This window comes from Rhodobacteraceae bacterium IMCC1335 (genome assembly GCA_039640495.1).
In the GTDB taxonomy this organism is placed as follows: Bacteria; Pseudomonadota; Alphaproteobacteria; order Rhodobacterales; family Rhodobacteraceae; genus Thalassovivens.
In genome coordinates this window covers 3,676,781-3,691,549 of the sequence record CP046864.1, presented here as the reverse complement: position 1 = coordinate 3,691,549, position 14,769 = coordinate 3,676,781, and the positions used below count along the sequence as shown (strand labels likewise).

Annotated in this window: 10 protein-coding genes and 1 tRNA gene; 8 read left to right on the top strand and 3 right to left on the bottom strand. The window is 52.6% G+C overall.

Annotated elements, in window-relative coordinates:
* Positions 1–3 precede the first annotated feature (3 nt).
* Positions 4–810, bottom strand: a complete 807-nt coding sequence (locus GN241_17925; protein XAT59073.1) for an undecaprenyl-diphosphate phosphatase — start codon at positions 808–810, stop codon at positions 4–6.
* A gap of 211 nt (positions 811–1,021) precedes the next feature.
* Here GN241_17925 and GN241_17920 point away from each other — a divergent pair, with 211 nt between their 5' ends.
* The 6 genes from GN241_17920 (at position 1,022) to GN241_17895 (ending at position 11,460) form a co-directional block, all read left to right on the top strand.
* Positions 1,022–2,497: an NAD(P)-binding protein gene (locus GN241_17920; protein ID XAT59072.1), complete on the top strand. Its 1,476-nt coding sequence runs from the start codon at positions 1,022–1,024 to the stop codon at positions 2,495–2,497.
* Between the two features lie 78 nt (positions 2,498–2,575).
* Positions 2,576–7,129, top strand: a complete 4,554-nt coding sequence (gene gltB / locus GN241_17915; GenBank protein XAT59071.1) for a glutamate synthase large subunit — start codon at positions 2,576–2,578, stop codon at positions 7,127–7,129.
* Positions 7,130–7,314: 185 nt separating this feature from the next.
* Positions 7,315–7,980, top strand: coding sequence for a glutathione S-transferase family protein (locus tag GN241_17910; GenBank protein XAT59070.1), 666 nt, complete (start codon positions 7,315–7,317; stop codon positions 7,978–7,980).
* A gap of 53 nt (positions 7,981–8,033) precedes the next feature.
* Positions 8,034–9,068 carry a tRNA epoxyqueuosine(34) reductase QueG gene (gene queG, locus GN241_17905; protein ID XAT59069.1) on the top strand — a complete coding sequence of 345 codons (1,035 nt, stop codon included), beginning with the start codon at positions 8,034–8,036 and terminating at the stop codon, positions 9,066–9,068.
* A 117-nt stretch (positions 9,069–9,185) separates the two neighbouring features.
* Positions 9,186–11,186, top strand: a complete 2,001-nt coding sequence (locus GN241_17900; protein XAT59068.1) for a hydantoinase/oxoprolinase family protein — start codon at positions 9,186–9,188, stop codon at positions 11,184–11,186.
* Between the two features lie 197 nt (positions 11,187–11,383).
* Positions 11,384–11,460, top strand: a tRNA-Met gene (locus tag GN241_17895).
* Positions 11,461–11,601: 141 nt separating this feature from the next.
* Here GN241_17895 and GN241_17890 read toward each other — a convergent pair.
* Positions 11,602–11,823, bottom strand: coding sequence for a helix-turn-helix domain-containing protein (locus GN241_17890; protein XAT59067.1), 222 nt, complete (start codon positions 11,821–11,823; stop codon positions 11,602–11,604).
* Between the two features lies 1 nt (position 11,824).
* Positions 11,825–12,292: a hypothetical protein gene (locus GN241_17885; protein ID XAT59066.1), complete on the bottom strand. Its 468-nt coding sequence runs from the start codon at positions 12,290–12,292 to the stop codon at positions 11,825–11,827.
* A 736-nt stretch (positions 12,293–13,028) separates the two neighbouring features.
* On the opposite strand from GN241_17885, the gene GN241_17880 reads away from it, so the two are divergent.
* Entirely contained in the window at positions 13,029–13,595 is a 567-nt protein-coding gene (locus GN241_17880) for a hypothetical protein (GenBank protein ID XAT59065.1), read from the top strand.
* A 321-nt stretch (positions 13,596–13,916) separates the two neighbouring features.
* Positions 13,917–14,708: an enoyl-CoA hydratase gene (locus tag GN241_17875; protein ID XAT59064.1), complete on the top strand. Its 792-nt coding sequence runs from the start codon at positions 13,917–13,919 to the stop codon at positions 14,706–14,708.
* Positions 14,709–14,769: the final 61 nt, after the last annotated feature.

Here is a 14,769-nt window from a genome sequence, read left to right as displayed (position 1 = left end):
GGTTTAAAGGCTGGCCCAAAGGATCAGGCTAGCCCCGAAAACCACCCGATAGATCACATAAGGCGTGAAGCTGATGCTGCGCAGCAGGCGCATCATTAGCCCCAAAGCAATGAACGCTGAGAAGGCTGCAAAAGCGGCGGCCAATGCCGCATCGCGCAATCGTGTGGTCGCTCCCTCGGCAATCAGATCAAGGCTGGCCAGCGCTGTCGCGGCTAGGATCACCGGGATTGACATCAGCATGGATAAGCGCGCGGCTTCGTGCCGACTATAGCCTGCCAAGAGCGCCCCGGTGATGGTGATGCCGGATCGCGAGGTGCCCGGAATAAGCGCTAGCGCTTGCCAGAGGCCCAGTTTCAGCGCATCGCCTCGGCTGAAATCTGAAAGAGTTTTCAGGCTTTTGGGGCGTCGATCAGCCCACCAGAGAAGCAGGCCGAATCCCAGCATTGCCCAGCCGATCAGCGCAACATTTTCGCGCATCGCGCCGCTTACACCAGAAAGTTTGAGCATAAAGCCGACGGCGATGGCGGGCAGGGTGGCATAGATCAGGTAGAGCGCGAATCTGGCCTCGGGTTGCGTGGTTCTGCCTTTCAATAGGTGGCCGGCGCCAAAAAAGATCTTCCGCACCTCGCTGTGAAAATACAGCATAACGGCAAGCAGCGTGCCGAAATGGACGGCGACATCGATAACAGGCCCTTGATCTGTGGTACCGGTGAGCGCAGGAAATAGGATCAAATGGGCGCTTGAGGAAACGGGAAGGAATTCGGTAACCCCTTGAATAATAGCTAATATAATCAAATGAAGCAGGGGCATTTAAAACCTTATAATGGTGCAAACCCATCATATAACCAACAGATTTATAATAGAAACACTCTTTTTAAGTCCGACTCGGACTTAATTTTTGATCTAGATTGTCAATTATTTGCTTTTTAAGGGCGTAATTGAAAATAAACGTCAGCACTTCTGCCTTTTCTTTTTGATAGGCTTCCGCTACATAACCAGAAAGTGAAAGTAGGAGGCTCTCATGGCCAAGCAGCCAATGTTAAAATTCGTGTCGATCGAACGCGATATGCCAAAGAAACGCAGCGCAACCGAGCGTGCAGAAGATTTCAAAGAAATTTACGCCGAATTCGCGGCTGAGAAGGCAAAAGAGCAGGCCAGCCGCTGTAGCCAATGCGGGGTGCCTTACTGCCAGTCGCATTGCCCGCTTCACAACAACATCCCCGATTGGTTGCACTTAACCGCCGAGGGCCGCCTGCAAGAAGCCTATGAGGTGTCGCAGGCGACCAATAGTTTTCCTGAGATCTGCGGGCGGATCTGTCCGCAAGACCGTCTGTGCGAGGGCAATTGCGTGATCGAGCAATCGGGCCATGAAACTGTCACGATTGGGGCTGTCGAGAAATATATCACCGATACCGCATGGCAAGAAGGCTGGGTGCAGCCTTTATCACCTGCACGCGAGCTTGATAAATCGGTTGGTATTATTGGCGCAGGGCCCGGTGGGTTAGCCGCTGCAGATCGGCTGCGCCGGGCGGGGTTTCAGGTGACGATTTATGACCGCTATGACCGGGCAGGTGGATTGCTCACCTATGGTATTCCCGGCTTCAAGCTGGAAAAAGACATTGTTATGCGCCGCAATCAGCAATTGGTTGATGGCGGGGTGACGCTTAAGTTGAATTGCAATATCGGCGAAGATATCACGTTTGAGGACCTGCGCGCGCAGCATGATGCCGTGATTGTGGCTACTGGCGTTTACAAAATCCGCGATTTGGATGTTCCGGGCGGCGCGCTCTCGGGCGTTGTGCAAGCGCTCGACTTTCTGGCCACGTCAAACCGTGAAAATTTTGGCGATGACGTGCCAGAATTTACCAGTGGTGCGTTGAATGCTGCCGATAAAAACGTGGTGGTGATCGGCGGTGGGGATACGGCGATGGATTGCGTGCGCACGGCGATCCGCCAAGGGGCCACCTCGGTAAAATGCATGTACCGCCGCGACCGCGCCAATATGCCCGGATCGCAGCGGGAAGTTGAAAATGCCGAGGAAGAAGGCGTTGTTTTTGAATGGCTATCCGCGCCAGAAGCTTTTGTAGATGATACGAACATTCAGGATGTGAAAGCGGTCGCCGGGCAAGCTGGCCCGGTGCGCGGCGTGCTGGGCCATAAAATGCGTCTTGGGGCGCCTGATGCCACCGGACGGCGCATGCCCGAGGTGATCGAGGGCAGCCGCTATGTCGAAAAGGCGGATCTGGTGATCAAAGCGCTGGGCTTTGAACCGGAAGATCTTCCGCATTTATTTGACCAACCCGAATTGCCCGTGACCCGCTGGGGAACGATAAAAGCCGCGTTTGGAAGCGGGAAAACAGCGCTTCCGGGGGTTTACGCAGTGGGCGATATCGTGCGCGGGGCCTCCTTGGTGGTTTGGGCCATCAAAGATGGGCAGGATACGGCCAATGCGATCATTGCCGAGCTGCAACCTTCGGCTGCTATCGCCGCAGAATAACAAGATAAAAGGCCGCGCTGACGCCCGCCATCAAATGGCTTCGGGCAAATTGGTCGCCGCCGCATAAGGAGATGATCCATGACACATGAAAACACCACGGGCTTTGGGCCAGATTGGATGAAGCAACAGGAACAAAAGCGCCAATGGATGACGCAGAACAGCCTGTATCGCGAAGAAGATGAGCATGCCTCATGCGGCGTAGGTTTGGTGGTGTCGATCAATGGCAAGGCCAGCCGCAAAGTTGTTGAAAATGGCATTGCCGCGTTGAAAGCGGTTTGGCACCGCGGCGCTGTGGATGCAGATGGCAAAACCGGCGACGGAGCCGGCATTCACGTGCAAATACCCGTGCGGTTTTTCTATGATCAAATCCGCCGGACGGGGCATGAACCGCGCCAAGATGAGCTGGTGGCTGTGGGGCAGGTGTTTTTACCCCGCGCAGATTTTGGCGCTCAAGAAACCTGCCGAAGCATCGTTGAAAGCGAAGTTTTGCGGATGGGTTATTATATCTATGGATGGCGGCACGTGCCCGTTGAGGTCAGTTGTTTAGGCGAAAAAGCCAACGCAACGCGGCCCGAAATTGAACAAATTCTGATCAGCAACTCCAAAGGGGTAGATGAAGAAACGTTTGAGCGCGATCTCTACGTGATCCGCCGCCGAATTGAAAAATCTGCGGCCGCATCGGGTGTGGGGCAACTTTACATCGCCTCGCTATCTTGCCGTTCGATCATTTACAAGGGCATGATGCTGGCCGAACAGGTGGCGGTGTTCTATCCTGATTTGATGGATGAGCGCTTCACCAGCGCCTTTGCCATCTATCATCAGCGCTATTCCACAAACACGTTTCCCCAATGGTGGTTGGCGCAGCCGTTTCGGATGCTCGCGCATAATGGCGAAATCAACACGCTGAAAGGCAATGTGAATTGGATGAAAAGCCATGAAATTCGCATGGCAAGTATGGCATTTGGCGAGACGGCTGAAGACATCAAACCCATCGTGCCAAGTGGCTCTTCTGATTCTGCGGCGCTTGACGCGGTGTTCGAGGCCTTGGTGCGCGCTGGGCGCAATGCGCCAATGGCGAAAACCATGTTAGTGCCTGAAACCTGGTCAAAGCAGGGCAAAGACCTGCCCGATGCTTGGCGGGATATGTATTCTTACTGCAATTCGGTGATGGAGCCATGGGATGGCCCTGCGGCGTTGGCGATGACCGATGGTCGCTGGGTTTGCGCTGGGCTGGACCGTAATGGTTTGCGCCCGATGCGCTATGTGGTGACGGGCGATGGCTTGCTGATCGCCGGATCCGAAACCGGCATGGTGCCGATTGACGAGGCCACGGTGCGCGAAAAGGGCGCTTTGGGCCCGGGGCAATTGCTCGCGGTCGATATGAGTGATGGAAAATTATACCATGACACAGCGATCAAAGATAAATTGGCGGCCGCGCAGCCCTTTGGCAGCTGGGTTGAGAAAATCAACGAATTAGACGCGCCTTTGGCAAGCGTCACCGAAGCCCCGCTATTTACCGGCGCAGATTTGCGTCAACGTCAGATTGCCGCGGGATATTCGATCGAAGAGCTCGAACAAATTCTGGCGCCGATGGCCGAAGATGGCAAAGAAACGCTGGCATCGATGGGTGATGATACGCCGAGCGCGGTCTTGTCGAAAAAATATCGCCCCTTGTCGCATTATTTCCGGCAAAATTTCTCGCAAGTGACCAACCCGCCGATTGACAGCCTGCGCGAATACCGCGTGATGAGCCTGAAAACGCGATTTGGAAATCTTAAAAACGTATTGGATGAAAGCAGCGCGCAAACTGAAATTCTGGTGCTTGACAGCCCCTTCGTTGGAAATGCGCAATGGGAGGAATTGACCCGGCATTTTAACGCGCCGATGGTTGAGATTGACTGTAGCTTTGCCGTTGGCTCAGGGCCATCAGCCCTGCAAACAGGCTTGGAGCGCATCCGGGCAGAGGCAGAAGATGCCGTACGTTCGGGGGCGGGTCATTTGGTTTTGAGCGATCACGCCTCTAACGCAGAAAAAATCGCCATGCCGATGATTTTGGCCACCTCCGCGGTGCACAGCCATCTCACCCGCAAAGGCTTGCGTACGTTCTGTTCGCTGAATGTGCGGTCTGCAGAATGCATTGATCCGCATTATTTTGCGGTTTTGATTGGCGCGGGGGCAACGGTGGTGAATGCCTATTTGGCCGAGGACAGTTTGAACGATCGGATTGAGCGCGGCTTGCTGAACGGGACCCTGACAGAGGTTGTGTCGCGCTATCGCGAGGCGATCGATCAAGGCTTGCTGAAAATCATGTCGAAAATGGGTATTTCGGTGATTTCTTCCTATCGGGGCGGTTTGAATTTTGAAGCTGTTGGGCTTAGCCGTGCGATGTGCGCTGAATATTTCCCGGGCTTGATGAGCCGGATTTCGGGCATTGGCGTCAGCGGCGTGCAGAAAAAAGCAGAAGAAATTCACGCGGCAGCTTGGCAGGGTGCCACGGGTGTTTTGCCGATGGGCGGGTTTTATAAATCGCGCAAAACTGGTGAAACCCACGCTTGGGAGGCCCAGACCATGCATATGATGCAAACCGCCTGTGATCGGGCCAGCTTTGATTTATGGAAACAATATTCTGCCCGCATGCAATCAAACCCGCCAATTCATTTGCGCGATTTGCTGGCTGTGAAGCCGATCGGTGATCCTGTGCCATTAGAGGAAGTGGAAAGCATCACCGCGATTCGTCGGCGCTTTGTGACGCCGGGTATGTCTTTGGGTGCCTTAAGCCCGGAAGCGCATAAAACGCTAAACGTCGCGATGAACCGTATCGGTGCCAAATCGGATAGCGGCGAAGGGGGCGAGGATCCAGCGCATTTTCACCCCGAACCAAATGGTGACAACCCATCGGCGAAAATTAAGCAAGTTGCTTCGGGCCGCTTTGGCGTGACTGCGGAATATCTCAACCAATGTGAAGAGCTTGAGATTAAGGTCGCGCAAGGGGCGAAACCAGGTGAAGGCGGTCAGCTGCCGGGCATGAAGGTCACCGATTTGATCGCCCGTTTGCGCCATTCCACCAAGGGCGTTACGTTAATTTCCCCGCCTCCACATCACGATATTTATTCGATCGAGGATTTGGCGCAGCTGATCTATGATTTGAAACAAATCAACCCGCGCTGCAAAGTGACGGTGAAATTGGTCGCTTCTTCGGGCGTGGGCACGATCGCGGCCGGGGTTGCAAAAGCCGAAGCAGATGTGATTTTGATTTCCGGCCATAATGGGGGCACCGGTGCCTCTCCGGCAACCTCGATCAAATTTGCCGGCTTGCCATGGGAAATGGGATTGACCGAGGCCCATCAAGTGTTGGCGATGAACAATCTGCGCGACCGCATTACTTTACGCACCGATGGCGGTTTGCGCACGGGTCGTGATATCATCATGGCTGCGATGATGGGGGCCGAAGAATTTGGCATCGGCACCGCAGCGTTGATTGCGATGGGCTGTATTATGGTGCGGCAGTGCCAATCCAACACATGCCCGGTCGGCGTGTGCACGCAAAACGAAGAGCTGCGCTCAAAATTCACCGGCTCTGCGGATAAAGTCGTGAATTTGATCACCTTCTATGCGCAAGAGGTGCGCGAAATTCTGGCGAGCATTGGCGCGCGCTCATTGGATGAGATCATTGGTCGGGCCGATCTGCTCGGTCAAGTCAGCCGGGGCGCCGAACATTTGGATGATCTGGACTTGAACCCACTTCTGATCCGCGTCGATGGGGCTGACACGGTTGTGTATAACCGTGACCGTCCCCGCAATACGGTTCCTGATACGCTGGATGCTGAGATTGTGCGCGACGCGGCGCGGTTTTTACAAGATGGCGAAAAAATGCAGCTGTCTTATTCGGTTCAAAACACCCACCGCACCGTCGGCACGCGCATATCCAGCCATATCGTAACCAAATTCGGTATGCGCAATGCGCTGCAAGAAGATCATCTAACGATCAAGCTTACCGGCAGCGCGGGCCAATCTTTGGGCGCCTTCGCCGCGCCCGGGCTGAAGCTGCAAGTGTCGGGGGATGCCAATGATTATGTTGGTAAAGGGCTGTCAGGGGGCATGATTGTGGTGCGCCCTGCAATGACCAGCCCCTTGGTGGCGGCGGATAATACAATTATCGGCAACACGGTTCTCTATGGCGCCACCGATGGCCACTTATTCGCAAGCGGGCGCGCCGGTGAGCGCTTTGGCGTGCGCAATTCAGGTGCCAAGGTTGTGGTTGAAGGCTGCGGCAGCAATGGGTGCGAATATATGACCGGCGGGGTTGCGGTGATTTTGGGCACTGTCGGGGCCAATTTTGGCGCCGGTATGACGGGTGGCATGGCCTATATCTATGATCCAGACTCGCTGGCGCAAAGCCGGATGAATATGGAAACATTGGTCACCTGTCCGGTCACGATTGGACATTGGCAAGAGCAGTTGAAATCTTTGATTTCACGCCATGCTGAAGAAACCGGCAGCCCTAAGGCGCATGATATTTTGCGCCAATGGGATGTGGAAAAAGACCACTTTTTGCAAGTGTGCCCTAAAGAGATGTTGGTGCATCTGCCGCATCCTTTATCGGATGAAGCCAAAAGTATTCCGGCTGAATAAGCAAAGCAGCGCTTGGGCCCTTGGTTTAAAGAGCTCAAGCGCGCTGCCTATGTCAGACGCGTCTTTGGCAAACCGGCTTAGGCGATATAATCGTGCCAAGCAGGATAAATTGGCGTTTGAAGGATTGAAAAACCCGCTCTGACAAGGCATTCAAAGTGAGACGTTATTTGTTTTGAAAGTCTGAAATGCTGCGCTTGTATCATGCCCCTCTCTCGCCGTTTTGTCGGAAAATTCGGCTGACCCTTGCTGAAAAACGCGTTGAGGTTGAGCTGGTCGATGAAAAATACTGGGAGCGCAGCACGGATTTTTTGCGCCGTAATCCGGCTGGGCAAGTTCCGATTTTGCGCCATGAAAGCGGCTATCTCACTCAAAGCGGTGCGATTTGCGAATTTCTTGAGGATTTATACCCCGATCCAGCGCTGCTGCCCAAAACCGCTTTGGACAAATACGAAATGCGCCGTTTGATCGCGTGGTTCGATGATAAGTTTCACAAAGACGTGACGGTAAAATTGCTAAATGAGCGGGTGATCAAGAAAATCACCGGTGAGGGTTTTCCTGAAAGCAAACACGTGATTGCAGGTATGAAGGCGATAAAATTTCATCTTGATTATATGTCTGAGCTGTTGGACCAGCGCCGCTGGCTTGCGGGGGATCAGATGACGCTGGCAGATTTTGCAGCTGCCGCGCATCTGTCAGTGCTAGATTATATTTCAGATGTGGATTGGAATCGATCGGCCATCGTGAAAGATTGGTACGCAAAAATCAAATCTCGCCCTGCGTTTCGAAGTATTCTGGCGGATCAAGTGCCGGGGTTTCCACCGCCCAAACATTACAATGATTTGGATTTCTAACATGGCGTGCGGCTCAGGCAGAGGCGCGGCGTCCTATATTGGGCCGGGATCTGATGCAAGAGCTTAAACAGCGGCTTTTGGCGCAGGCCAAGGGGGAAGGTTTTGATCAACTGGCGATTTGCCAACCCTCGGCCGTACCCCAGATGGAGGCCGATTTGCGCGCATTTTTGGCCAAAAATTATCATGGACAAATGGCTTGGCTGGAGGATCGCCAAGCCTGGCGTTCGGATCCCAGCGCCCTGTGGCCAGAGGCGAAATCGGTTATAATGCTGGCGCGGTCCTACGCGCCCAGCGAAGATCCGATGGCGGTTTTGGCGCAGCCTGATCGCGGTACAATTTCTGTTTATGCCCGAAATAAAGATTACCATGATGTTATTAAAAAGCGTCTGAAAGCCTTGGCCCGTTGGTTAATCGCCGAGAAGGGCGGCGCTGTTAAAGTGTTTGTGGATACGGCGCCGGTGCCAGAAAAACCCTTGGCGCAGGCTGCTGGGCTTGGCTGGCAAGGCAAACATACCAATTTGGTCAACCGATCGCTGGGCAATTGGTTTTTCTTGGGCGCGATTTTTACAACGCTCGATTTGCCGTTGGATGAAAAAGAGCCGGATCATTGCGGATCTTGTCAGGCGTGTTTGCAGGCTTGCCCGACGCAGGCTTTTCCAGCGCCATATCAGCTGGATGCGCGGCGCTGCATTTCCTATCTGACGATTGAACATAAAGGCCCGGTGGATCTTGATTTACGGGCGCAGATGGGAAATCGCATTTATGGTTGCGATGATTGTTTGGCGGCATGCCCGTGGAATAAATTTGCACAAACCGCGCAAGATATGCGCTTTCATGCGCGCGAAGATTTAACCGCGCCAAAATTGGCCGAGCTGGCGATGCTAAAGGATGCGGAATTTCGCCAGAAATTTTCGGGCAGCCCGATCAAACGAATCGGCCGTGATCGTTTTATACGCAATGTGCTTTATGCGATCGGAAATTCGCAGCAGGTTGAGTTGGCAGCGGTGGCCGCCCGACTGCAATCAGATGCTGACCCAACGGTCGCAGAAGCAGCGATTTGGGCGCAAGCGCAGCTTGAAAAACTTTAACTGGCCGAAAGCGGCTTTGATCCGCGGCTTTGTGTCGTAATCTGTCTTTCTTTTGGCTTTAATTGCGACTAGGTGCGGGCGGAGGCAACTGTAACAGTCAATCATTAAGAGGATCAGATGGCCGTTTTACTGGGCGTTGATACGGGTGGTACTTTTACGGATGCAGTTTTGCTGCGCGATGAAACAGAAGTGATCGCCAGCGCAAAATCCTTAACCACGCGCGCAGATCTGGCCGAGGGCATTGGCAAGGCTGTCGCGGCGGTTTTGGCCGCCTCGCAGATCAAACCGGAAGAGATCGCGATGGCCTCGCTATCAACCACATTGGCCACGAACGCGTTGGTTGAAGGGCAAGGCGGACGGGTGGGATTGGTCTATATCGGGTTTCGCCCCGGTGATCTGATCCGCCATGGCCTGTCTGAGGTATTGGCCGGTGATCCGGCCATCGAATTACCCGGGGGGCATGATCATTCAGGATCGGAGCAGCAGCCTTTGGGTCTGCGCGCCTTGCAAAGCTGGGTAGAGGCGCAAACCGGGGTGTCAGCTTTTGCCGTGGCCGGGCAGTTCGCCACGCGCAATCCGGCGCATGAAGAAGCGGCGAGCCAGCTTATCCGCGCGGTCTCGGGAAAGCCGGTCAGCGCGTCTTATCAGCTATCCTCGAAATTAAATGGGCCAAAGCGGGCGCTCACATCGGTGTTAAACGCCCGTTTGATTGGGATGATTGATGGTTTGATTGAGCGGGCAAGCTTCAAATTAACGGCGCTTGGTATTCTGGCGCCCTTGATGGTGGTGCGCGGCGATGGGGCCTTGATTTCGGCGCAACTGGCGCGCGACAAACCCATCGAGACCATTCTAAGCGGGCCTGCTGCCTCGCTGGTGGGCGCGCGGTGGCTCACTGGTGAAAAAACAGCTTTGGTTTCTGATATTGGTGGCACCACCACGGATATTGCCGTTTTGCGCAACGGGCAACCAGCGCTGGATCCGCAGGGGGCCCAAGTGGGCCCTTATCGCACCATGGTGGAGGCTGTTGCTATGCGCACCTCTGGTTTGGGGGGCGATAGCGAAGTTCATTTTTTATCTGAAGGGTTGCAGGGTGGCGTTTTGCTGGGGCCCAAACGCGTTTTGCCAATTTGCTTGGCGGCGATAGAGGCCCCCGATCTGGTGCATGATGCGTTAGATCGTCAGCTCCATACGGCGCTTCCAAGCGAATATGATGGGCGTTTTGTGCGCCGCCTTGCGGGGCAGGCTATGCAAGGGCTACAAGGCCGCGATCTGGCGCTTTATCAGCGCCTCACCCTTGATTTTCAACCCTTGGATAAGGTGCTGAAAAGTCGGTTAGAGCAGCAGGTTTTGCGCCGCTTGCTGTCGCGGGGGGTGATACAAATTGCAGCTTTAACGCCTTCGGATGCCAGCCATTTTCTGGGCGCTTCGCAACTTTGGGATCGCGGTGCGGCGCAAAAAGCCCTGAGCGTTTTTGGGCGGCGGCGCACGGGCGCCGGGCAGCGCTTGGCAAAAAGCCCACAAGATATGGCGGATATGATAATCGATCAACTCACTCGCCAAACCTCCACTGCGTTGTTAGACGTGGCTTTTGCCGAAGAAGAGCAAAGCTTTGGGTTGGCCTCGCAAGATTTGGCAGGGCATATCTTGCTGGAACGTGGGCTAAGCGGGCATCGTGGATTGATAAAACTGGATGCTGGCCTAAACCTGCCTGTGGTAGGTTTGGGCGCTTCGGCGCCAAGCTATTACCCTGCGGTTGGGGCGCGCCTGAACTGCCCAATGCTGCTTCCCCAGCATGGCGATGTTGCAAATGCTATCGGCGCAGTTGTCGGGCAGATTACGATGCGCGCCAGCGGTACGGTGACCGCGCCCACAGAAGGCGTGTTTCGCGTCCATAGTGGCGCGGGCACGCAGGATTTTACGCAAGAAACACTGGCGCTTGAAACGCTTGAGCAGATCTTGAGGGATCAGGCGATAACGCAGGCGAAGGCTGCAGGGGCTGATGCGCTTGAGCTAAGCTGGCAGCGCGATATTTCAAAAACGCAGGCAGAGAATCGCATGGTTTTCATTGAAGCGCGACTAACCGCTGTGGTGTCAGGCCGGCCCCGCATTACGGCCTAGCGAAGGCTCTTCATGCGCGGCTAGGCTGGTTGGACTCTGTTGAAAAGCCAACGCTTATGCAGCCTCTGTTCTAGAACTCGAAACAAAAAACCGCAAAGTTCTGAACCTATCCTTCTTGGCTCATCAAAATCTCTTGCAAATTCTTTGCTTCGGGGCTTGTGATCCTTTGGCAGTAGGTTTATGAAGCGATTACCTGGCGCGGGATGGAGCAGCCCGGTAGCTCGTCAGGCTCATAACCTGAAGGTCGTAGGTTCAAATCCTACTCCCGCAACCAACCAACTGTTCTTATCATTCTTTTTTCTTAAAATTTATTTTTTGGGAAATTTATTGTCTCTGGTCACACGCGGGCGTTCTAAGTTGTGTCTGTCTTTTTGGTGCCTAATTGATGACCAGGTAATCAGTCGGCAAATATCTTTCAATCGTTAAATTCAAACTGAAAGACTTCGCTTATTTCTTTATCGAATACCCGAGCGATTAAGAAAGCCAACTCAAGTGTAGGATAATATTTTGCCTTCTCAATCGTGGCGATAGTCTGACGGGTTACGCCCACTTTACTTGCTAGCGTGATTTGGGACATTTCGTCTGAAATAAAGCGTAGATGTCGGATGTTATTTGTAATTACAGGTCTGCTGGACATCTTACACGCTCATGCGATAGCGTGCTAATTTTGCTATTTCTCCAAGGAGACCTCCAAATGAAAAGCAAAACATTAATAAAATAAGGCAGTCTATAATTTCATATCCAAATTTGAGTCCTAAAATAAGTATGACAAAACCTGCGCCTATAAATGATAAAGTGATTTTATCACCAGTCGATGCAATCGCTTTGTCCCGTTCATCCATTATAAAATTGTAATCAGCTTCGCCACAGATAATCTTTTCAATTACTGAGAAGATGACAGTGCCCACTACTGCCAAAACAATGCCGGCCACGATAGAAATAACTATGATCCAGAAAACAGTTTCAGCCCAAGTTTGGATGGCAGCTGGCCCATCCATCCAACCATTTGAATAGAGTTGCCGTATTTCGAGAATTAGCCAAATATTGATAGAAATGCCAATAATAATTTGAAGTATAGTGTTTTTTTCTTCATGGGATATTGCCAATTCTTTGTGTTAAATAATTTTACCACAATGTTAAATATATTTAACATTACAAAGAGTCAATATTTCGATATGAAATGCTTCTAATTTGCAAAAAATCATTTAAGCAAATCATTGTTTCACTTTAAAAAGTGGTAAGTTAATAAAACCGGTTTGCATAATTTGTTCATGGTTGTAACTTATGGGCCTATGTAATTATTTATCTCATAAATATTTGATTTTAATAATAAAATTAGACTCTAAGGCCGCAGATTCAAACCCAGCTCTCGCAATTAAGACAATAAAAACCCTCGCAATGCGGGGGTTTTTATTGCCGATACGTTTTGCCAAACCGGCCATAAAGGAGTCTCCGCAAGACGAAGTTGGCAACGTCACGTCATAAGTCTGGCGCTATGCCATTCGCTTGGGGATCGGTCGTGCCTATGCGATTTCTCAGCGCTTTTTAAATGTCAGTCGTGCAGCTTACTGCCCCAGTCTGGCGGGTCAATTTAAGGATCACCCTGAGCGCAGATGAATTTAAACTTAAAAGTCTCTCGTGGTTTTTTAGACCCATTTTGTCAGAATTCATCTGTGCTGGCACTTGCACGTTGTCGGCGCGCGCGCCTGTCAGCGGCAGGGCTGCAAAGCTGTAGCTCTTACTTCGCGCAAACGGGTCGAATTTATAGATCCACGCGGGCTAAACTCTAGATCTGGCAACTTGCTTAGAAAGATTTGAACGTGAGCGCTCATTAACAAACGCATGAGGGCCATTATGTTAAAAGCGTCACCCGATAGTTATGGATTAATCGCCAAACTCTTTCATTGGGTTTTAGCCTTCGTAATTCTTTGGCAATTATTCACCGGCACCAACTTAAATCAAATGGAACCGTCGGTTGAAAAGGGGCAATTCATTTGGTTTCACCAAATAACCGGAACCTTTTTATTTTGCGGGATTGTACTGCGGCTTCTGTGGAAATTTTACAACCGGCCCGTCTTTGAAGACAATCTTCCCAAACGCCATAGGGTTTTTTCAAAAATTCTGCAGTCGCTATTATATCTAATCTGTCTGTGGTTGCCCCTTCAAGGCTCAATGATGACCTGGGCGGGCGGGTTTGACGTTTATCTTGTCGGGATGATAAAAATACCGGCGCTGATTGCTGAAAACAAGGCGCTATATCCTAGTTTTGTATCCATTCACTTGGTCTCTTCGGTCCTGCTGCTCACCCTATCGCTGATACATATGGGTGCGGGGCTCTATCATGGTTATGTGATTAAGGATCGCTATAACGTATGGACGCGCATGGCGCTGCGCGTTCGCCGCGATTAACCGTAGATAAATTTCGTTCGTTCTTTTGTTTCCTGGCGATCATTGCTCCGGTAAGTGGCGGATCGGCTTTGGCCGCATTTTGAAGCGAATTTGGGGTGGCGGCTTTGAAGGGTAAATCTGGGGCTTCTGGGCGTGGCAGCGGGCAGGGCGTGTTTTTCAACAAGGGCGCATTGGCTGCGCCCCGCCCCGCAAGAAGAATTGCCTGGGATTTGATTTTTTCGGGCCAGTGCCGCCTTTTTTCCAGATCTATTCGAAATAAACCATGTTCAGGCGACGATATTTTCGCCTAAGATATGGGGCAATATTCGAAAGTCGCTAACTATGACATCATTTGAAACTTTGGATCTTACATCGGTTGATGCGCATGTCTTGCTGGTTCGGTTGAACAGGCCAGAGGTGTCCAACGCGTTCAACACACAGATGGCGTGGGATTTGATCAATCTGTTTGAGGGTTTGGCGCTCCAGCCTGACAACACCCGCGTTGTGGTTATAACCGGTGCGGGTGAAAAAGCCTTTTGCGCCGGCGGTGATCTCAAAGAGCGCAACGGCATGTCCGATGCAGCGTGGCAGGCGCAGCATCTGATTTATGAGCGGATGGTGCGCGCGGTGATTGCCTGCCCGCTTCCAACGATTGGGGCGATCAATGGCGCTGCTTATGGCGGGGGGTGTGAATTGGCGGCGGCGTTTGATTTTATCTATGCTTCTGAGCGCGCGCGCTTTGCGCAAACCGAAGTGCGCATCGGCATCATACCCGGTGCGGGGGGCACGCAAACGCTGGCGCGCGCCATTGGCGAGCGGCGCGCCAAAGAATTGATCCTATCGGGGCGGGTGTTTTCGGCGCAAGAGGCCTATGATTGGGGTCTTGCGAATGCGGTGTGCAGCGCGCAAAGCCTGTTGGAGACAGCGCTTGAGATGGCCAAAACCATCGCTGGAAATGCACCTATTGCGGTGCGTCAAGCCAAGCAAGCGATCCATAAGGGGCTGCAAATGGGCTTGATGGATGGTCTGGCTTTTGAGATTGAAGCCTATAATCGGACGATCCCGACGCAGGATCGCCGCGAAGGGGTTTCGGCTTTTAACGAGCGGCGCAACCCGGTTTTCAAAGGCCTATAGCGCGCTCGTGCCCGCCGTCTTTAGGGGCGCCGGTTTTGCGCCCTCTGCAAGGTCGATATGG

Bases quoted from the DNA above. Each gene is read 5' to 3' on its own strand.
- GN241_17890 (XAT59067.1), bottom strand. From the start codon at position 11,823: ATGTCCAGCAGACCTGTAATTACAAATAACATCCGACATCTACGCTTT.
- GN241_17900 (XAT59068.1), top strand. From the start codon at position 9,186: ATGGCCGTTTTACTGGGCGTTGATACGGGTGGTACTTTTACGGATGCA.
- GN241_17925 (XAT59073.1), bottom strand. From the start codon at position 810: ATGCCCCTGCTTCATTTGATTATATTAGCTATTATTCAAGGGGTTACC.
- GN241_17875 (XAT59064.1), top strand. From the start codon at position 13,917: ATGACATCATTTGAAACTTTGGATCTTACATCGGTTGATGCGCATGTC.
- GN241_17880 (XAT59065.1), top strand. From the start codon at position 13,029: ATGAGGGCCATTATGTTAAAAGCGTCACCCGATAGTTATGGATTAATC.
- gltB (XAT59071.1), top strand. From the start codon at position 2,576: ATGACACATGAAAACACCACGGGCTTTGGGCCAGATTGGATGAAGCAA.
- queG (XAT59069.1), top strand. From the start codon at position 8,034: ATGCAAGAGCTTAAACAGCGGCTTTTGGCGCAGGCCAAGGGGGAAGGT.
- GN241_17920 (XAT59072.1), top strand. From the start codon at position 1,022: ATGGCCAAGCAGCCAATGTTAAAATTCGTGTCGATCGAACGCGATATG.
- GN241_17910 (XAT59070.1), top strand. From the start codon at position 7,315: ATGCTGCGCTTGTATCATGCCCCTCTCTCGCCGTTTTGTCGGAAAATT.